Origin of the sequence: Ramlibacter cellulosilyticus, from assembly GCF_014297465.1 — a bacterium.
GTDB lineage: Bacteria > Pseudomonadota > Gammaproteobacteria > Burkholderiales > Burkholderiaceae_C > Ramlibacter > Ramlibacter cellulosilyticus.
The window spans coordinates 318,086-337,433 of the sequence record NZ_JACORT010000003.1; the positions used below are offsets into that span (position 1 = coordinate 318,086).

Annotated in this window: 18 protein-coding genes; all 18 read left to right on the forward strand. The window is 68.2% G+C overall.

Features of this window, described 5'->3' with window-relative positions; all coding sequences use genetic code 11:
- The first annotated feature begins 18 nt into the window (after positions 1–18).
- The 18 genes from tsf to carB all read left to right on the forward strand — a co-directional run bounded on the left by tsf (position 19) and on the right by carB (position 19,278).
- Entirely contained in the window at positions 19–912 is an 894-nt protein-coding gene (tsf, locus tag H8N03_RS10205) for a translation elongation factor Ts (protein WP_187076054.1), read from the forward strand.
- A 102-nt stretch (positions 913–1,014) separates the two neighbouring features.
- Positions 1,015–1,734: a UMP kinase gene (gene pyrH, locus H8N03_RS10210; RefSeq protein ID WP_187076055.1), complete on the forward strand. Its 720-nt coding sequence runs from the start codon at positions 1,015–1,017 to the stop codon at positions 1,732–1,734.
- A 26-nt stretch (positions 1,735–1,760) separates the two neighbouring features.
- Positions 1,761–2,324, forward strand: a complete 564-nt coding sequence (gene frr / locus H8N03_RS10215) for a ribosome recycling factor (protein ID WP_187076056.1) — start codon at positions 1,761–1,763, stop codon at positions 2,322–2,324.
- A 91-nt stretch (positions 2,325–2,415) separates the two neighbouring features.
- Positions 2,416–3,156, forward strand: coding sequence for a polyprenyl diphosphate synthase (uppS, locus tag H8N03_RS10220; protein ID WP_187076057.1), 741 nt, complete (start codon positions 2,416–2,418; stop codon positions 3,154–3,156).
- Between the two features lie 11 nt (positions 3,157–3,167).
- A complete protein-coding gene (locus H8N03_RS10225) occupies positions 3,168–4,022 on the forward strand; it encodes a phosphatidate cytidylyltransferase (RefSeq protein WP_187076058.1) in 855 nt (284 codons plus the stop codon).
- Complete coding sequence (gene ispC, locus H8N03_RS10230) at positions 4,019–5,209, forward strand: 1-deoxy-D-xylulose-5-phosphate reductoisomerase (RefSeq protein ID WP_187076059.1); 1,191 nt, start codon at positions 4,019–4,021, stop codon at positions 5,207–5,209. Before H8N03_RS10225 ends, ispC begins: the two co-directional genes overlap by 4 nt.
- 16 nt (positions 5,210–5,225) lie before the next feature.
- The gene (gene rseP / locus H8N03_RS10235) at positions 5,226–6,605 is read left to right on the forward strand and encodes an RIP metalloprotease RseP (protein WP_187076060.1); all 1,380 of its coding nucleotides are present in this window, start codon (positions 5,226–5,228) and stop codon (positions 6,603–6,605) included.
- Positions 6,606–6,672: 67 nt separating this feature from the next.
- Positions 6,673–8,967, forward strand: a complete 2,295-nt coding sequence (gene bamA / locus H8N03_RS10240) for an outer membrane protein assembly factor BamA (RefSeq protein ID WP_187076061.1) — start codon at positions 6,673–6,675, stop codon at positions 8,965–8,967.
- On the forward strand, positions 8,967–9,476 hold the full coding sequence (locus H8N03_RS10245; protein WP_187076062.1) for an OmpH/Skp family outer membrane protein: 510 nt from the start codon (positions 8,967–8,969) through the stop codon (positions 9,474–9,476). The genes bamA and H8N03_RS10245 overlap by 1 nt, the downstream gene beginning before the upstream one ends.
- A 14-nt stretch (positions 9,477–9,490) precedes the next feature.
- A complete protein-coding gene (gene lpxD, locus H8N03_RS10250) occupies positions 9,491–10,459 on the forward strand; it encodes a UDP-3-O-(3-hydroxymyristoyl)glucosamine N-acyltransferase (protein ID WP_187076063.1) in 969 nt (322 codons plus the stop codon).
- Between the two features lie 8 nt (positions 10,460–10,467).
- The gene (fabZ, locus tag H8N03_RS10255; protein ID WP_187076064.1) at positions 10,468–10,905 is read left to right on the forward strand and encodes a 3-hydroxyacyl-ACP dehydratase FabZ; all 438 of its coding nucleotides are present in this window, start codon (positions 10,468–10,470) and stop codon (positions 10,903–10,905) included.
- Positions 10,906–10,913: 8 nt separating this feature from the next.
- Entirely contained in the window at positions 10,914–11,702 is a 789-nt protein-coding gene (lpxA, locus tag H8N03_RS10260) for an acyl-ACP--UDP-N-acetylglucosamine O-acyltransferase (RefSeq protein WP_187076065.1), read from the forward strand.
- The gene (gene lpxB / locus H8N03_RS10265) at positions 11,702–12,850 is read left to right on the forward strand and encodes a lipid-A-disaccharide synthase (RefSeq protein WP_354005101.1); all 1,149 of its coding nucleotides are present in this window, start codon (positions 11,702–11,704) and stop codon (positions 12,848–12,850) included. Before lpxA ends, lpxB begins: the two co-directional genes overlap by 1 nt.
- Positions 12,822–13,481 carry a ribonuclease HII gene (rnhB, locus tag H8N03_RS10270; RefSeq protein ID WP_187076066.1) on the forward strand — a complete coding sequence of 220 codons (660 nt, stop codon included), beginning with the start codon at positions 12,822–12,824 and terminating at the stop codon, positions 13,479–13,481. Before lpxB ends, rnhB begins: the two co-directional genes overlap by 29 nt.
- Positions 13,478–14,251, forward strand: a complete 774-nt coding sequence (locus H8N03_RS10275; RefSeq protein ID WP_187076067.1) for a TrmH family RNA methyltransferase — start codon at positions 13,478–13,480, stop codon at positions 14,249–14,251. Before rnhB ends, H8N03_RS10275 begins: the two co-directional genes overlap by 4 nt.
- Positions 14,252–14,404: 153 nt before the next feature.
- Positions 14,405–15,577: a glutamine-hydrolyzing carbamoyl-phosphate synthase small subunit gene (gene carA / locus H8N03_RS10280; protein WP_187076068.1), complete on the forward strand. Its 1,173-nt coding sequence runs from the start codon at positions 14,405–14,407 to the stop codon at positions 15,575–15,577.
- 30 nt (positions 15,578–15,607) lie between these two features.
- Positions 15,608–15,982: a four helix bundle protein gene (locus H8N03_RS10285; RefSeq protein WP_187076069.1), complete on the forward strand. Its 375-nt coding sequence runs from the start codon at positions 15,608–15,610 to the stop codon at positions 15,980–15,982.
- Between the two features lie 26 nt (positions 15,983–16,008).
- Positions 16,009–19,278 carry a carbamoyl-phosphate synthase large subunit gene (gene carB, locus H8N03_RS10290; RefSeq protein WP_187076070.1) on the forward strand — a complete coding sequence of 1,090 codons (3,270 nt, stop codon included), beginning with the start codon at positions 16,009–16,011 and terminating at the stop codon, positions 19,276–19,278.
- Positions 19,279–19,348 lie beyond the last annotated feature (70 nt).

Here is a 19,348-nt window from a genome sequence, read left to right on the forward strand (position 1 = left end):
AACCGAGTAGAGGACAAGATGGCCGCAATCACCGCAAGCATGGTCGCCGAACTGCGCGCGAAGACCGACGCTCCCATGATGGAGTGCAAGAAGGCCCTCACCGAGGCCGGTGGCGACATGGCCAAGGCCGAGGAAATCCTGCGCGTGAAGCTGGGCAGCAAGGCTGCCAAGGCCGGCTCCCGCGTGACCGCCGAAGGCGTGGTCGCCGCTTCCATCGAGGGCACCACCGGCGCCCTGCTGGAAGTCAACTGCGAGACCGACTTCGTCACCAAGAACGACAGCTTCCTGGCGATGGCCAGGGCAGCCGCCGAACTGATCGCGAAGAACAACCCGGCGGACATCGCCGCGCTGGGCGCGCTGCCGTACAGCCAGGACGGCTTCGGCCCCACCCTGGAAGACGTGCGCAAGGGCCTGATCGGCAAGATCGGCGAGAACATGAGCTTCCGCCGCTTCAAGCGCTTCGAAGGCGGCAACAAGCTGGTGAGCTACCTGCACGGCACGCGCATCGGCGTGGTCGTCGAGTACACCGGTGACGAAGTGGCCGCCAAGGACGTCGCCATGCACGTCGCCGCCATGAAGCCGGTCGCCCTGTCGTCCGCCGACGTGCCCGCCGACCTGATCGAGAAGGAGCGCAACGTCGCCACCGCCAAGGCTGCCGAATCCGGCAAGCCGGCCGACATCGCCGCCAAGATGATCGAGGGTTCCGTCCAGAAGTACCTGAAGGAAGTCTCGCTGCTGAACCAGCCGTTCGTGAAGAACGACAAGCAGACCGTCGAGGCGATGCTCAAGGCCGCCAACACCACGATCAAGGGCTTCACCCTGTACGTGGTCGGCGAGGGCATCGAGAAGAAGGCCGACGACTTCGCCGCCGAAGTGGCCGCCCAGGTCGCCGCCGCCAAGCAGGCCGCCTAAGCTGCCCGCAGACAACGGCCGTCCGGGGGGATGCTCCCGGGCGGCCGTTTCCCAATCCGCCCCGTTACACTCACCCCGTTCGCACCCAGGAGACCCGTTCCCATGCCCGCCCAGCCAGCCCACAAGCGCATCCTGCTCAAGCTGTCCGGCGAGGCGCTGATGGGGGACGACGCCTTCGGCATCAACCGCGCGACCATCGTGCGCATGGTGCAGGAGATCGCCGAGGTGGTGAACATGGGCGTGGAAGTGGCCGTCGTCATCGGCGGCGGCAACATCTTCCGCGGCGTCGCGGGCGGCTCGGTCGGCATGGACCGCGCCACCGCCGACTACATGGGCATGCTGGCCACCGTGATGAACGCGCTGGCGCTGTCCGACACCATGAACAAGCAGGGCCTGATCTCCCGCGTGATGTCCGCCATCGCGATCGAGCAGGTGGTCGAGCCCTACGTGCGCCCCAAGGCGCTGCAGTACCTGGAAGAAGGCAAGGTCGTGATCTTCGCGGCCGGCACGGGCAACCCCTTCTTCACGACGGACACGGCCGCCGCCCTGCGCGGCGCCGAGATCGGCGCCGAGATGGTGCTGAAGGCCACCAAGGTCGACGGCGTGTACTCCGCCGACCCGCAGAAGGTGCCGTCCGCCGAGCGTTATTCCCGCATCAGCTTCGACGAGGCGATGGCGCAGAACCTGGGCATCATGGACGCGACGGCCTTCGCGCTGTGCCGCGACCAGAAGCTGCCGATCAAGGTGTTCTCGATCTTCAAGCACGGCGCGCTCAAGCGCGTGGTGCTCGGCGAAGACGAAGGCACCCTGGTGTACGCCTGAACGGCCCGACAAGAGGAGCAGAGCACATGGCAACGATCCCCGAAATCAAGCAGACCACGCAGGGCAAGATGGACCAGACCATCGCTGCCTTCAAGACGACCCTGTCCAAGATCCGTACCGGCCGCGCCAACCCCGGCATCCTGGACACCGTGCACGTCGACTACTACGGCTCCTCCGTGCCGATCTCGCAGGTGGCGAACGTGTCCCTGCTGGACGCGCGCACGATCTCCGTGCAACCCTGGGAAAAGGGCCTGGGCCCCAAGATCGAGAAGGCCATCCGCGACAGCGACCTGGGCCTGAACCCCGCATCCATGGGCGACCTGATCCGCGTGCCGATGCCGCCGATGTCCGAGGAGCGCCGCAAGGAGATGACGAAGCTGGTGCGCCACGAGGGCGAGAACGCCAAGATCGCCATCCGCAACCTGCGCCGCGACGCGAACGAGCACGTGAAGAAGCTCGTGAAGGACAAGACGGCCACCGAGGACGACCTCAAGCGCGCCGAAGGCGACGTGCAGAAGGCGACGGACAAGCACATCAACGAGATCGATGCGCTGGTGGCCGCCAAGGAAAAGGAGATCATGGAGGTCTGAGGACCAGGGGTTAGGGGCTAGGGGCTAGGGGCTAGGGAAACAGCCACCAGCCGTCAGTCCCTAGTCCCTAGCCCCTCACCCCTAGCCCCTCATGAGCAAGCAGCCGCGCGCCGTCCCCCACCACATCGCCATCGTCATGGATGGCAACGGCCGCTGGGCCACGAAGCGCTTCCTGCCGCGCGTCGCCGGCCACAAGCGCGGCGTCGATGCGCTGCGCGCCTGCGTGCGCCACTGCGGCGACGTGGGCGTGAAGGTGCTCACCGTGTTCGCGTTCTCCTCCGAGAACTGGAACCGCCCCGCCGACGAAGTCTCCGGCCTGATGGAACTGCTGGCCGCCGCGCTCTCGCGCGAGGTGCCGCAGCTGCAGGCGGAAGGCGTGCGCATCCACTTCGTGGGCGACCGCACGGCGCTGTCCGAGAAGGTGCGCAACGGGCTCGCGCTGGCCGAGGCCTCGACCGCCGGCAACGAACGCCTGGTGCTGAACATCTGCTTCAACTACGGCGGCCGCTGGGACATCGCGCAGGCCGCCGCGAAGCTTGCCGCGCGCGGCGAAGCGATCACCGAGGCGAACCTCGATCGCGCCATGGCCCTCGCGCACGTGCCCGACCCGGACCTCGTGATCCGCACGGGCGGCGAGCTGCGCATCAGCAACTTCCTGCTCTGGCAGGCCGCGTACAGCGAGCTGTACTTCACCGACAAGCTCTGGCCCGAGTTCGACGCCGCGGCGCTGGACGCCGCGATCGCCGACTACGGCCAGCGCGAGCGCCGCTTCGGCAAGACCTCCGAGCAGGTGTCCCCCCCGGCCAAGCCGGCGAGCCGCAAGGCGGCCTGAGAGGGTCCGCGATGCTGAAGCAGCGCGTCATCACCGCCATCGTCCTGCTGGCCATCCTGCTGCCGGCCCTGTTCTGGCGCACGCCCGAGCCCTTCCTCGCCATCACGCTGCTGATGATCGCGGCGGGCGGCTGGGAGTGGGGACGGCTGAACGGACTGGGGCAGGGCACGAACGTCGTGCTCGGCGTGGTCACGCTGGCGCTGTGCGCCGGCACCTGGGCCCTGGGCTGGCCGGAGCGGCCGTCGGCGATGCTGTGGCTCGCCGTGGGCGCGCTGTGGGTCCTTGCGGGCGCCGCGCTCGTGAAGGCCGGCGTGGACGGCTGGCCGCGCATCCCGCGGGGCCTGCGCGTCGTCGGCGGCGTGCTCGCGCTCGTGCTCGCGTGGCTGGCCATGGCGCAGGCGCGCGTCATCGGCGTCAACTTCCTGCTGTCCGTGCTCGTGCTCGTGTGGGTCGCGGACATCTTTGCCTACTTCGCCGGCCGCGCCTTCGGCGGCAAGTTCACGCAGCGCAAGCTCGCCCCCGTCATCAGCCCGAAGAAGAGCTGGGAGGGCGTGTGGGGCGGCATGGCGGGCGTCGTGGTGCTCGCCATCGCGTGGGCACTCGCCGACCAGGCCGCGCAGGCCGCCGTGCCTTCGCTGTACTCCCGCCTCGCGTCCCTGAACTGGCTGGTGCTGGTGCTGGGGGCGCTCTTCCTCGGTGCCATGAGCATCGTCGGCGACCTCACCGAGTCGCTGGTGAAGCGCAGCGCCGGGATCAAGGATTCCAGCCAGCTCCTGCCGGGACACGGCGGCGTGCTGGACCGCGTCGACGCGCTGCTGCCGACGCTGCCCCTCGCGATGATGCTGGCCACTTTGGCCCAGAAATGAAGCAAAGACTCGCCGTCCTCGGCTCCACCGGATCGATCGGGGCCAACACGCTGGACGTGGTCGCCCGCCATCCGGACCGCTTCGAGGTGTTCGCGCTCAGCGCCTCCTCGCAGGTGGACCCCATGCTGCAGCAGTGCCTGCAGTTCCGCCCCGCCTTCGCGGTCATGGCGCAGGAGGAGGCCGGCCGCGCGCTCGCGGCCCGCATCGAGTCCAGCGGCCTGCCCACGCGCGTGCTGTGGGGCGCCTCCGCGCTCGACACCGTCGCCGCGCACGAGCAGGTGGACACCGTGATGGCCTCCATCGTCGGCGCCGCCGGCCTCGCGTCCTGCATCGCCGCGGCACGTGCCGGCAAGAAGCTGCTGCTCGCGAACAAGGAAGCGCTGGTCGTCGGTGGCGAACTCTTCATGACGGCCGTGCGGGAGGGCGGGGCGACGCTGCTGCCGATCGACAGCGAGCACTCGGCCATCTTCCAGTCGCTGCCGGAAGACCCGGCGACCTGGGACGCGCGGGTCGAGAAGATCATCCTCACGGCCTCGGGCGGCCCGTTCCGCACCCGCGCGCCGGCGAGCCTGCGCGACGTCACCCCCGAGGAGGCCTGTGCCCATCCCAACTGGGTGATGGGCCGCAAGATCTCCGTCGACTCGGCCACCATGATGAACAAGGCGCTGGAGGTGATCGAGGCGCGCTGGCTGTTCGGGCTCGCGCCCGAGCGGCTGCAGGTCGTGATCCATCCCCAGAGCGTGATCCACTCGATGGTGCAGTACCGGGACACCTCGGTCGTCGCGCAGCTCGGGACGCCCGACATGCGCGTGCCCATCGCCTACGGCCTGGCCTGGCCGGAGCGCGTGGCCTCCGGCGCGCAGCCGCTGGACTTCGCCGCGCTCGCCGACATGAGCTTCGAGTCCTTCGATACCCGCGGCCACCGCGAACGCTTCCCAGGCCTGCAGCTCGCCTGGGACGCGCTCGCCGGCGCCCCCGGCACGACGGCGGTGCTGAACGCCGCCAACGAGATCGCGGTGGCGGCCTTCCTCGAGCGCCGCATCCGCTTCGACCAGATCCATTCGGTAAACCTGGCAACTTTGGATGGGCTGCTGCCCTCCAAGCCGCAGACCCTGCAGGACCTGCTGGCGCTCGACGCCCAGGCCCGCCGCGAGGCGGACCAGGCGATCCGGCGCCTCGCGGCCTGAGGGCAGGAGGGGAACCATGCTGACCGTCGTCGCCTTCATCGTCGCCCTGGGGCTGCTGATCGCCGTGCACGAGTACGGCCACTACCGCGTCGCGGTGGCGTGCAACGTCAAGGTGCTGCGCTTCTCCATCGGCTTCGGCAAGGTCCTGTACCGCTGGAAGCCGCGCCGCCCGCGCGCCGGCCAGGACACCGAGTTCGTGATCGGCGCCTTCCCCCTCGGCGGCTACGTCAAGATGCTCGACGAGCGCGAGGGCCCCGTCGATCCCGCCGAACGCGAGCGCGCCTTCAACACGCAGCCGCTGAAATCGCGCGCCGCCATCGTGGCCGCGGGCCCGATCGCCAACCTGCTGCTCGCCATCCTGCTCTATGCCACCGTCAACTGGATGGGCGTGGAGGAGCCGCAGCCCGTGCTGGGCACGCCGGTGGCCGGCTCCATCGCCGCCGAGGCGGGCCTGCACGGCGGCGAGCGCGTGCAGTCCGCCGGCTTCGAGGGCGAGGCCATGCAGCCCCTGCGCTCCTTCGAGGAACTGCGCTGGATGCTCACCCGCGGCGCCCTGGACGGCCGCGACCTGCGGCTGGTGCTCTCCCGCGAGGGCGGGGGCCGCGGCGGCGAGGTGCTGCTGCCCCTGTCCCGCCTGGATGCCCGCGACGCCGACGCGCAGCTGCTGCGCAAGGTGGGCATCGTCTCGCCGTGGAGCCCGCCGGTGCTGGGCGACGTGATGTCCGGCGGCGCCGCCGAACGTGCCGGCCTGCGCAAGGGCGACACGGTGCTGCGCGTGGACGGCAAGGAGGTCGGCGACGCGCAGCAGCTGCGCGACCTGATCCGCGGCCAGGTGCAGGGCGGGCGCGGCATCGCCTCCACCTGGGACATCGAGCGCGCGGGCCAGCGCCTGCAGCTGCCCGTGACGCCGGACTTCGTGGCCGACCCGGCCGGCGGCAACGGCGTGGGCCGCATCGCCGCCTACGTCGGCGCGCCGCCCGCGATGGTCACGGTGCGCTACGGGGTGTTCGAAGGCCTGTGGAACGGCGCGGTGCGCACCTGGGAAGTCTCGGCGCTCACGCTCAAGATGATGGGCCGCATGGTGATCGGCGAAGCCTCGGTGAAGAACCTGAGCGGGCCGCTGACGATCGCCGACTACGCGGGCAAGTCCGCGAGCCTCGGGCTCACGCAGTACCTGCTGTTCCTCGCCCTCATCAGCGTGAGCCTCGGGGTGCTGAACCTCCTCCCTTTGCCCGTCTTGGACGGTGGGCACCTGATGTATTATCTTTGGGAGGCCGTCACGGGCCGGAGCATCTCCGACGCCTGGATGGAGCGCCTGCAGCGCGGTGGCGTGGCGGTGCTGCTGGTGATGATGTCGATCGCCCTGTTCAACGACGTCGCCCGGCTCTTCGGATAGACAACAAAGATGGCAGCAGCCGCCCCGCGGTGACCGCATCCGTCCCGCCGGCGCCTTTCCAGAATCAATGAAGAAACATTTCAAGCGCTTCCGCGTGCGTACCGTCTCGGCTGTCGCGGCCCTGGCTTTCGCCGCGAACTCCTGGGCCGTCGATCCCTTCACGGTGCGCGACATCCGGGTCGAGGGCCTGCAGCGGGTGGAGCCCGGCACGATCTTCGGCTCGCTGCCCTTCCGGGTGGGCGACCAGTACACCGACGACAAGGGCTCGGCCGCGATCCGGGCCCTCTTCGCATTGGGCCTGTTCAAGGACGTGCGCCTGGAAGTGCAGGGCGACGTGCTGATCGTCGTGGTGGAAGAGCGCCCCACGGTGGCGGACGTCGACTTCTCCGGCACCAAGGAATTCGACAAGGACACGCTGAAGAAGGCCCTGCGCGACATCGGCCTGACCGAAGGCCGTCCGTTCGACCAGGCCCTGGCCGACCGCGCGGAGCAGGAGCTCAAGCGCCAGTACATCAACCGCAGCCTCTATGGCGCGGAGGTCGTGACCACGGTGACGCCGATCGAGCGCAACCGCGTGAACCTGACCTTCACGGTGACCGAGGGCGAGCCGACCAAGATCAAGGACATCACGATCGTCGGCAACAAGTCCTTCAGCACCTCCACGCTCAAGGACCTGATGGACCTGAGCACCGGCGGCTGGCTGACCTGGTACACCAAGTCCGACCGCTACTCGCGCACCAAGCTCAATGCGGACCTGGAGGCGCTGCGCTCCTTCTACCTGCAGCGCGGCTTCCTGGAGTTCCGCATCGACTCCACCCAGGTCGCGATCTCGCCGGACAAGCAGGACATCAGCATCACCATCAACGTCACCGAGGGCGACCGCTACGTCGTCTCGGGCGTGCGGCTGGAAGGCGACTACCTGGGCAAGGACGAGGAGTTCAAGACCCTGGTGAAGATCAAGCCGGGCGAGCCGTACAACGCGGACCAGGTCGCCGAGACCACCAAGGCCTTCACCGAGTACTTCGGCAACTTCGGCTACGCCTTCGCGCAGGTCGAGGCGCGCCCGGAGATCGACCGCGCCAACAACCGCGTGGCCTTCGTGCTCGTGGCCGAACCCTCGCGCCGCGCCTACGTGCGCCGCATCAACGTCGCGGGCAACAACCGCACGCGCGACGAAGTGATCCGCCGCGAGTTCCGCCAGTTCGAGTCGAGCTGGTACGACGCCGAGAAGATCAAGGTGTCCCGCGACCGCGTGGACCGCCTGGGCTACTTCAAGGAAGTGAACATCGAGACCACCGACGTGCCCGGGGCGCCGGACCAGGTGGACCTGAACATCAGCGTGACCGAGCGGCCCACGGGCAGCCTGCAGCTGGGCGCCGGCTTCTCCAGCGCGGAAAAGCTGGGCCTGTCCTTCGCCGTGAAGCAGGAGAACGCCTTCGGCACCGGCAACTACCTGGCGGTGGAAGTCAACACCAGCAAGTACAACCGGACGATCGCGTTCAACACGGTCAACCCGTACTTCACGCCCGACGGCATCTCGCGCACCTTCGACCTGTACCACCGCTCCTCGCGCCCGTACGAGAACCAGGGCGGCGACTACCGGCTGGTCACTTCCGGCGTGGGCCTGCGCTTCGGCGTGCCCTTCAGCGAGGTCGACACGGTCTTCTTCGGCGCGGGCCTGGAACGCACCGAGATCGTGGAAGGCACCAACATCCCGGCCGCCTACCTCGCGTACGCCGCGCAGTTCGGCGCCAAGAGCAACACCGTGCCGCTGACGATCGGCTGGTCGCGCGACGACCGCGACAGCACCCTGGTGCCCACCACCGGCCGCTTCCAGCGCTTCGGCGGGGAGTGGGGCGTGGCCGGCGATGCCCGGTACATCCGCGCGAACTACCAGTACCAGCAGTTCGTGCCCCTCGCCAAGGCCTACACCCTCGCCTTCAATGGCGAGCTGGGCCTGGGCAAGGGCCTCAACGGCCAGCCCTTCCCGGTGTTCAAGAACTTCTATTCGGGCGGCCTGGGTTCGGTGCGAGGCTTCGAGCAGGGCACCCTGGGCCCGCGCGACGTCACCGGCGCGTCGATCGGCGGCCCGCGCAAGATCACGCTGAACACCGAGGTGCTGACGCCCTTCCCGGGGGCGGGCAACGACCGCACGCTGCGCATGTTCGGCTTCGTCGACATCGGCAACGTGTTCGGCGAGAACGAGAAGTTCACCTTCAGCGACATGCGGGCTTCCGCGGGCCTGGGCCTGTCCTGGCTGTCGCCCATCGGGCCGCTGCGCATCGCCTTCGCCCAGCCGATCAAGAAGCAGCCTGGCGATAGAATCCAGAAATTGCAATTCCAGATCGGGACCTCGTTCTGATGAAGTATCTGACCCGTCCATGGCTGGTGGTCCTGCTGGGCGCACTGGCGTTCGGCAGCCAGGCCCGGGCGGACGACTTCCGCGTGGGCTTCGTCAACACCGACCGGATCTTCCGCGAGGCCAACACCGCCAAGGCGGCCCAGGCGAAGCTGGAACAGGAGTTCTCCCGGCGCGAGAAGGAGCTGAACGACCTCGGGGCCGGCCTCAAGTCCGCCTCCGAGCGCTTCGAGCGCGAAGCCCCCACGCTGGCGGAGTCGCAGCGCGCGCAGCGCCAGAAGGCGCTGATCGACCAGGACCGCGAGTTCCAGCGCAAGCGCCGCGAGTTCCAGGAAGACCTCAACGCCCGCAAGAACGAGGAGCTGCAGCAGGTCCTCGACCGCGCCAACCGCGTGGTGCGGCAGGTCGCCGAGCAGGAGAAGTACGACCTGATCCTGCAGGAAGCCGTGTACATCAACCCCAAGCACGACATCACCGACAAGGTGATCAAGGCGCTCAACGCCGTCAAGTGAGGCCGGGAGCGCACATGGCGCTGCAGCTCGGCGATTTCGTCGCGGCCCTCGGGGGCGAACTGCACGGTGACGCCACGCTGGCCATCGAAGGGCTGGCGCCGCTCGAATCCGCCGGGCCCAGCCACCTCAGTTTCCTCAGCAACCCGCGCTACCAGCCGCAGCTGCAGGCTTCGCAGGCTGGCTGCGTGATCGTGGCGCCCGCCATGCGCGACGCCGCGCTGGCCCGCGGTGCCTGCATCGTCGCCGACGACCCCTACGTGTACTTCGCGCGCAGCACCCAGCTGTGGAAGCGCGCGCATGCCCGCCCGCCTGGGCCCGCCATCCATCCCAGCGCCGTCATCGATCCCGAGGCGGTGCTCGGGGAGGACGTCCGCATCGGCCCGCACTGCGTGGTGGAGCGGGGGGCGCGCATCGGCGCCGGCACGGTGCTCAAGGCCCGCGTGCACGTGGCCGAGGACTGCAGCATAGGCGCGCGCTGCGTGCTGCACCCCGGCGTCGTGATCGGCGCCGACGGCTTCGGCTTCGCGCCCTCGCCGCAGGGCTTCGTCAAGATCGAGCAGCTCGGCGCCGTGCGCATAGCCGACGACGTGGAGATCGGGGCCAATACCTGCATCGACCGCGGGGCGCTGGCCGACACGGTGGTGGAGGAGGGCGTCAAGATCGACAACCTCGTGCAGATCGGGCACAACTGCCGCATCGGGCGGCACACCGTCATCTCCGGCTGCACGGGCATCGCCGGCAGCGCGACCATCGGGGCGCACTGCATGATCGGCGGGGCGGCCATGATCCTCGGCCACCTCACCATCGCCGACCGGGTGAGCATCTCGGCCGGTTCCTTCGTGGCGCGCTCGATCGGCAAGCCCGGGCTGTACACCGGCATCTTCCCCATCGACGACAATGCGTCCTGGGAGAAGAACGCGGCCACGCTGAAGCAGCTGCACACCTTGCGCGAGCGCCTCAAGGCGCTGGAAAAGAAACTCTGATAGCCCCCATGGACATCCACCAGATCCTGAAGAAGCTGCCGCACCGCTACCCCATCCTGCTGGTGGACCGCGTGCTGTCGGTCGACCCCGGCAAGTCGATCCGGGCGCTGAAGAACGTCACGATCAACGAGCCGTACTTCGTCGGCCACTTCCCGCACCGCCCGGTGATGCCGGGCGTGCTCATGCTCGAAGCCATGGCCCAGACCGCGGGCCTGCTCGCGTTCGCGGACGAGTCCAAGGGCAGCGACACCAACTCGGTCATCTACTTCGCCGGCATCGACGGTGCGCGCTTCAAGCGTCCCGTGGAGCCGGGCGACCAGCTCGTGATGGACGTGGAGATCCTGCGGCACAAGGCCGGCATCTACAAGTTCAAGGGCACGGCGCGCGTGGGCGAGGAGATCGCCTGCGAGGCCGAGCTGATGTGCACGATGCGCTCGGTGGCCTGAACGGGACCATGGCCAACATCCACCCGACGGCGATCGTCGACCCGAAGGCGCAGCTGGACGCCGACGTCACCGTCGGCCCGTACACGCTGATCGGACCGCACGTGAAGGTCGGGGCCGGCACGACCATCGCCGGCCACGTGGTGCTCGAAGGCCACACCAGCATCGGGCGCGACAACCGGATCTTCCAGTTCAATTCCATCGGCGCGGCCAACCAGGACAAGAAGTACAAGGGCGAGCCCACCGAACTGGTGATCGGCGACCGCAATACCATCCGCGAGTTCTGTACGCTGCAGGTCGGCACGGTGCAGGACAAGGCCGTCACGCGCATCGGCAACGACAACTGGATCATGGCCTACTGCCACGTCGCGCACGACTGCATCGTGGGCAGCAACGTCACGATGGCCAACAACTCCACACTCGCGGGCCACATCGAGATCGGCGACTGGGTGACCATCGGCGGCCTCGTGGGCATCCACCAGTTCGTGAAGGTGGGCGCGCATGTGATGGTCGGCTTTGCGACCGCCGTGTCGCAGGATGTCCCGCCCTTCATGCTCGTGGACGGGAATCCGATGGCGGTCCGCGGCTTCAACGCCGTAGGCCTGAAGCGCCGCGATTTTTCCGCCGCGCGTATCGCGGCCGTGAAGCAGATGCACAAGCTGCTGTACCGCGAAGGCCGCACGCTCGAGGACGCCAAGGCGGCCATCGCCGCGCTGGCGCAGTCCGAGCCCGAGGCGGCGGCGGACGCCGCCATGATGGGCGCCTTCCTGGCTGCCGCCACGCGCGGCATCGCCCGCTAGTGTCCACCCCCGGCGCGCCCCGCTTCGCGCTGGTCGCGGGCGAGGCGTCCGGCGACCTGCTCGCCAGCCTCGTGCTCAAGGCCATGCGCGAACGCTGGCCGCAGCTGCAGGCGCAGGGCATCGGCGGGCCGCAGATGGCGGAGCAGGGCTTCGAGGCCTGGTGGCCGGCGCAGAAGCTCTCGGTCAGCGGCTACGTCGAGGTGCTGCGGCACCTGCGCGAGATCCTCGGCATCCGCGACGCGCTGCGCGAGCGGCTGCTGCGGGAGCGGCCGGACGTCTTCATCGGCGTCGACGCGCCCGACTTCAACCTCGGCCTGGAGGCGCAGCTGCGCGCCGGCGGGGTCAAGACCGTCCACTTCGTCTGCCCGTCCATCTGGGCCTGGCGCATGAAGCGCGTGGAGAAGCTGCAGCGCGGCTGCGACCACGTGCTGTGCATCTTTCCCTTCGAGCCGGAGCTGCTGGCGAAGCACGGCGTGGCCGCGACGTACGTCGGCCACCCGCTGGCGAACGTCATTCCCATGGAGCCGGACCAGGCGGGCGCGCGCGCGACGCTGGGCCTGCCCGCGGAGGGCGAGGTGGTTGCCGTGCTGCCCGGCAGCCGGGCGTCCGAAGTCGAGGGCCTGCTGCCCCGTTTCCTCGCCGCGGCGGCGCTGCTGGAGCGCCGCCGGCCGGGCACCACCTTCGTCGTGCCCGCCGTTCCCGTGCTGCAGGAGCGCATCGAGCGGCTGGCGGCTTCCGGGCCGGCCCCCCGCAACCTGGTGATCGTGCGCGGCCAGTCGCATGCGGTGCTCGCCGCGTGCGACGTGGCGCTGGTTGCCAGCGGCACGGCGACGCTGGAAACGGCGCTGTTCAAGCGGCCGATGGTCATCTCGTACGCGACCCACTGGCTCACGTACGCGCTCATGAAGCCGCGGCACCTGCAGCCCTGGATCGGGCTGCCGAACATCCTCTGCCGTGACTTCGTCGTGCCGGAGTTGCTGCAGTCCAACGCAAAACCCGAGTTGCTCTGCGGGGCGCTGGCGGATTGGCTCGAAGCGCCTGAGAGAATGCGCGCCGTGCAGGAGAAATTCCGGGACCTCCACGTCCTGCTCCGGCGCGACACCGCGACCCTTGCCACCGATGCCATCGCCCAAGTCCTCTCGTCCTAAGACCCGTCAGCACCGCCTGGACTGGGACCCGGTGGGGCTGATGGCGGGCGTCGACGAAGCCGGCCGCGGCCCCTTGGCCGGCCCGGTGGTGGCTGCCGCGGTGATCCTCGACGACGGCAAGCGCATCCTGGGCCTGAACGACTCCAAGGTCCTCACGGCCCTGCAGCGCGACAAGCTGTACGACAAGATCCGCGAGAAGGCGCTGTGCTGCTCGGTCGGCATGGCCAGCGTGCAGGAGATCGACACGCTGAACATCTACCACGCGACCATGCTGGCGATGAAGCGCGCGGTGGAAGGGCTGCGGCTGAAGCCGGTGAAGGTGCTCGTGGACGGCAATGCGCTGCCCAAGCTGGAGATCCTGTCCGAGGCCATCGTCGGCGGCGACGCCAAGGTGAAATCGATCTCGGCGGCTTCGATCATCGCCAAGGTCACGCGCGACCGCATGCTCGCGCAGCTGCATGAAGAATTCCCGCAGTACGGCTTTGCTGCGCACAAGGGCTACAGCACGCCGGAGCATCTCGAGGCCCTGCGCCTGCACGGGCCGTGCGTGCACCACCGCCGCCACTTCGCGCCGGTGGCGGCGACCTTCATGACGCCCGAAGGCGACGTCATCACCCTGAAGGCCGCGTGACCTCCGGCCCGCAGACGATCAGCTCGCGCGACAACGCGCTGCTGAAGGATTTGCGCAAGCTGGCGCAGGACAGCCATGCCTACCGCAAGCAGGGACGCATCTGGCTCGAAGGGGACCACCTGTGCCGCGCTGCGCTGCAGAGAGGGCTGCAGCCGGCGATGGCGGTGTTCCAGATGTCCTGGTTCGACCGGGTCGGCCACGACTGGACCGACGCCGGCGGCAAGGTGGTGATCGTCGAGGACGCCCTGTTCGACACGATCAGCTCCCTCGAATCGCCGGGACGCATGGGGTTCGTGCTGCCGCTACCTGCGTCGCCGGCACTGGAGCCGCAGGCCCCGACGGTGGTCCTCGACGGCCTGCAGGACGCGGGCAACGTGGGCACGATCCTGCGCAGCGCGGGCGCCTTCGGCTTCCCGCAGGTGCTCGCGATGAAGGGCACTGCGGCGCTGTGGAGCCCGAAGGTGCTGCGCGCCGGCATGGGCGCGCATTTCGGCCTGCGCCTCATCGAGGGCGTGCTTCCGGAGCAGCTGGACGCACTGCAGGTCCCGCTGCTCGCGACGAGTTCGCACCAGGGCGACTACCTGCACCGGGCGAAGCTGCCCTGGCCCTGCGCCTGGGTGCTGGGCCACGAAGGGCAGGGCGTCAGCGCGGGGCTGGCCCAGCGGGCCAGCCAGTTCGTGCGCATCGTGCAGCCGGGCGGGGAGGAGTCCCTCAACGTCGGCGCCGCGGCGGCGATCTGCCTTCACGCGAGCGCAGCGGCACGTTCCTGAGGATGGGGGTTTTCCCTCTCGGGCTATAATGAGCGGCTTTCCCGCAAACCCCCGCGTACGCCTAGCGCATCCAGCCACTCCCCCGACAAAAGCAACATCGAGAGCCGTGCTTTCGATCGCGTCTAGGGCGTACCCGCATCCACGGAGAACCCAGTGCTTTCGTCGCTTCAGGGAGCTTTCCCGCCCGCCATCCTGGCGCTCGCAGACGGCACGGTCTTTATCGGCAGCTCGATCGGTGCCCCCGGCACCACCACCGGCGAAGTCGTGTTCAACACGGCGCTCACCGGTTACCAGGAAATCCTGACGGACCCGAGCTACGCCCACCAGATCGTCACGCTCACCTATCCCCACATCGGCAACTACGGCGTCAATGCCGAGGACGTCGAGGCGACGAAGGTGTACGCCGCCGGCCTGATCATCCGCGACCTGCCGCTGATCGCCTCCAGCTTCCGCGCCGACATGACCCTGCAGCAGTACCTGCAGCGCGAGAAGACCGTCGGCATCGCGAACATCGACACCCGCAAGCTCACCCGCATCCTGCGCACCAAGGGCGCGCAGAACGGCGCGATCCTCGCGCTGAAGCAGGGCCAGGAAGTGACGCCGGCACTGGTCGACGAAGCGGTCGCCAAGGCGCGCGCCGAGAAGTCCATGGCGGGCCTGGACCTCGCCAAGGAAGTGACCGTCACGAAGCCCTACGACTGGGACCAGACCGAGTGGCAGCTGGGCACCGGCTACGGCCAGCTCGAGAACGCGAAGTACCACGTCGTCGCCTTCGACTACGGCGTGAAGAAGAACATCCTGCGCATGCTCGCCGAGCGCGGCTGCAAGGTGACCGTCGTGCCGGCGAAGACGCCCGCCGCGGAAGTGAAGAAGCTCAACCCCGACGGCGTGTTCCTGTCCAACGGCCCGGGCGACCCGGAGCCCTGCGACTACGCCATCGACGCCACGCGCGAGCTGATCGAGGAGGGCTACCCCACCTTCGGCATCTGCCTCGGCCACCAGATCATGGCGCTCGCCTCCGGCGCGAAGACCTTCAAGATGAAGTTCGGCCACCACGGCGCCAACCACCCGGTGAAGGACCTCGACACCGGCCGCGTGAGCATCACCAGCCAGAACCACGGCTTCGCGGTGGACGAGAAGACGCTGCCCGCGAACCTGCGCGCCACGCACGTGTCGCTGTTCGACGGCACGCTGCAGGGCCTCGCCCGTACGGACAAGCCCGCGTTCTGCTTCCAGGGCCACCCGGAAGCGTCTCCCGGCCCGCACGACATCGGCTACCTGTTCGACCGTTTCACCGGCCTGATGGACGAGAAGAAGCGGGGCTAGGGATTAGGGGGTAGGGACTAGGGATCAGGCATGGAAGTCAGAAGCTACAAAGACCTTGCTGTGTGGCAGAAGGCCATGGAGCTGACTTCGTCTGTCTATCGCATGACGGCGGAATTGCCGTCGGATGAGCGTTTCGGGCTGATTTCCCAGGCACGTAGGGCAGCGGTGTCAGTGCCCGCAAATATCGCCGAGGGACATCGCCGCTCGTCCACGAAGGACTATCTCCGGTTCCTGTCCATCGCAGCAGGATCTCTCGCAGAACTCGAGACGCTTATCGAATTGGCGTCTCGCTTGTACCGAATTCAATCAACTCACTTGGACGAGCTGGTTGGCAGCGCAGATGAGGTTGGAAGGATGCTCCGCGGCATTCAGCAGAAGCTGGAAGCGAAGCTCCCTAACCCCTAGGCCCTAGCCCCTAGTCCCTTTTACAGATGCCCAAGCGCACAGACATCAAGAGCATCCTCATCATCGGCGCCGGCCCGATCATCATCGGCCAGGCCTGCGAGTTCGACTACTCCGGCGTGCAGGCCTGCAAGGCGCTGCGCGAGGAGGGCTACAAGGTCATCCTGATCAACTCCAACCCGGCGACGATCATGACGGACCCGGCCACCGCCGACGTCACCTACATCGAGCCGATCACCTGGCAGACGGTGGAGAAGATCATCGCCAAGGAGCGGCCGGACGCGATCCTGCCGACCATGGGCGGCCAGACCGCGCTGAACTGCGCGCTGGACCTGTGGCGCAACGGCGTGCTGCACAAGTACAAGTGCGAGCTGATCGGCGCCACGCCCGAAGCCATCGACAAGGCCGAAGACCGCCTGAAGTTCAAGGACGCGATGACGCGCATCGGCCTGGGCTCGGCGCGCTCCGGCATCGCGCACTCGATGGACGAAGCCTGGGCGGTGCAGAAGAACGTGGGCTTCCCCACCGTCATCCGTCCCAGCTTCACGCTGGGCGGCACGGGCGGCGGCATCGCCTACAACCCGGAAGAGTTCGAGACCATCTGCAAGCGCGGCCTGGAAGCCTCGCCCACCAACGAGCTGCTGATCGAGGAATCGCTGCTCGGGTGGAAGGAGTACGAGATGGAGGTGGTCCGCGACAAGAAGGACAACTGCATCATCGTCTGTTCCATCGAGAACCTCGACCCGATGGGCGTGCACACGGGCGACTCGATCACCGTCGCCCCCGCGCAGACGCTGACCGACAAGGAATACCAGATCATGCGCGACGCGTCGCTCGCGGTGCTGCGCGAGATCGGCGTGGACACGGGCGGATCGAACGTGCAGTTCTCGATCAACCCGAAGGACGGTCGCATGATCGTCATCGAGATGAACCCGCGCGTGTCGCGTTCCTCGGCGCTGGCCTCCAAGGCCACGGGCTTCCCGATCGCCAAGGTCGCCGCCAAGCTGGCCGTCGGCTACACGCTCGACGAGCTGCGCAACGACATCACGGGCGGGGCGACGCCGGCGTCCTTCGAGCCTTCGATCGACTACGTCGTCACCAAGATCCCGCGCTTCGCGTTCGAGAAGTTCAAGGACGCGAACGACCGCCTCACCACGCAGATGAAGTCCGTGGGCGAGGTGATGGCCATGGGCCGGACCTTCCAGGAATCCTTCCAGAAGGCCCTGCGCGGCCTGGAAGTCGGCGTGGACGGCCTCAACCAGAAGACCACCGACCGCGAAGTGCTCGAGAAGGAACTGGGCGAGCCCGGTCCCGAGCGCATCTGGTACGTGGGCGACGCCTTCGGCATGGGCCTGTCGGTCGACGAGGTCTACGACCTCACGAAGATCGACAAGTGGTTCCTGGTGCAGATCGAGGAGATCGTGAAGATCGAGCTCGACCTGGACCAGCTGGTGGAAGCGAAGGGTGACCAGGCCCTGGCCGCGCTCGACGCGCCGACGATGCGCGCGCTCAAGCGCAAGGGCTTCAGCGACCGCCGCCTGGCCAAGCTGCTCAAGACGACCGACAAGGCCGTCCGCGAAGCGCGCAAGGCGCTGAACGTGCGCCCGGTCTACAAGCGCGTGGACACCTGCGCGGCCGAATTCGCGACCAACACGGCCTACATGTACTCGACCTACGAGGACGAGTGCGAAGCCGAGCCGACGGACAGGAAGAAGATCATCGTGCTGGGCGGCGGGCCGAACCGCATCGGCCAGGGCATCGAGTTCGACTACTGCTGCGTGCACGCCGCGCTCGCCCTGCGCGAGGACGGCTACGAGACCATCATGGTCAACTGCAACCCGGAGACGGTTTCCACCGATTACGACACCTCCGACCGCCTGTACTTCGAGCCGCTGACGCTGGAAGACGTGCTGGAGATCGTGGACAAGGAGAAGCCCACCGGCGTGATCGTGCAGTACGGCGGCCAGACCCCGCTGAAGCTGGCCCTGGGCCTCGAGCGCGAAGGCGTGCCGATCATCGGCACCTCGCCGGACATGATCGACGCGGCGGAAGACCGCGAGCGCTTCCAGAAGCTGCTGAACGAGCTCGGGCTGCGGCAACCGCCGAACGCCACGGCGCGCACGGAAGCCGAGGCGCTGCAGAAGGCGGAAGCCCTGGGCTATCCGCTGGTGGTGCGTCCCTCGTACGTGCTGGGCGGCCGCGCGATGGAAATCGTGCACGAGCAGCGCGACCTCGAGCGCTACATGCGCGAGGCCGTGAAGGTGTCGAACGACTCCCCCGTGCTGCTGGACCGCTTCCTGAACGACGCCGTCGAGTGCGACGTCGACTGCATCGCGGACAGCACCGGCCGCGTGTTCATCGGCGGCGTGATGGAGCACATCGAGCAGGCCGGCGTGCACTCGGGCGACTCCGCTTGCTCGCTGCCGCCGTACTCGCTGTCGCCGGCGACCGTCGCCGAACTGAAGCGGCAGACCGCCGAGATGGCGAAGGCCCTGAAGGTGGTCGGCCTGATGAACGTGCAGTTCGCCATCCAGGAGAAGGACGGCCAGGACGTCATCTTCGTGCTGGAAGTGAACCCGCGCGCCTCGCGCACCGTGCCCTACGTGTCCAAGGCCACCGGCATCCAGCTGGCCAAGGTCGCGGCGCGCTGCATGGTCGGCCAGTCGCTGGAGAAGCAGGGCATCGCGAAGGAAGTGACGCCGCCTTACTTCAGCGTGAAGGAAGCCGTGTTCCCGTTCGTGAAGTTCCCGGGCGTGGACACCATCCTCGGCCCCGAGATGAAGTCCACGGGCGAGGTCATGGGCGTGGGCAAGACCTTCGGCGAAGCCTTCGTGAAGAGCCAGCTCGGCGCCGGCACCCGGCTGCCGAAGGCGCTGGACGCGGACGGCAAGTGCACCGGCAAGGTGTTCCTGACGGTGAAGAACAGCGACAAGCCGCGCGCGGTGGAGGTGGCGCGCCAGCTCCACGCCATGGGCTTCCCGCTGATCGCCACCAAGGGCACCGCTGCGGCGATCACCGCCGCGGGCGTTCCCTGCGAGACCGTCAACAAGGTCACGGAAGGCCGCCCGCACGTGGTCGACATGATCAAGAACAACGAGATCTGCATGGTGGTGAACACGGTGGAAGAGCGCCGCAACGCCATCGCCGACTCGCGCGCGATCCGCACGTCGGCGCTGGCCGCCCGCGTCACGGCCACCTTCACGACCATCGCGGGGGCGGAAGCCGCGGTGGAGGGCATGAAGGCCATGGAGAACCTGGACGTGATTTCGGTCCAGGAAATGCACGCCCAGCTGGCTTGACCGGGGCCCGGGCCCCAGCCACCGCTGGGGAACGCCGGGCCGCTTGACGCGGCCCGCGTGCCCCGGTTTT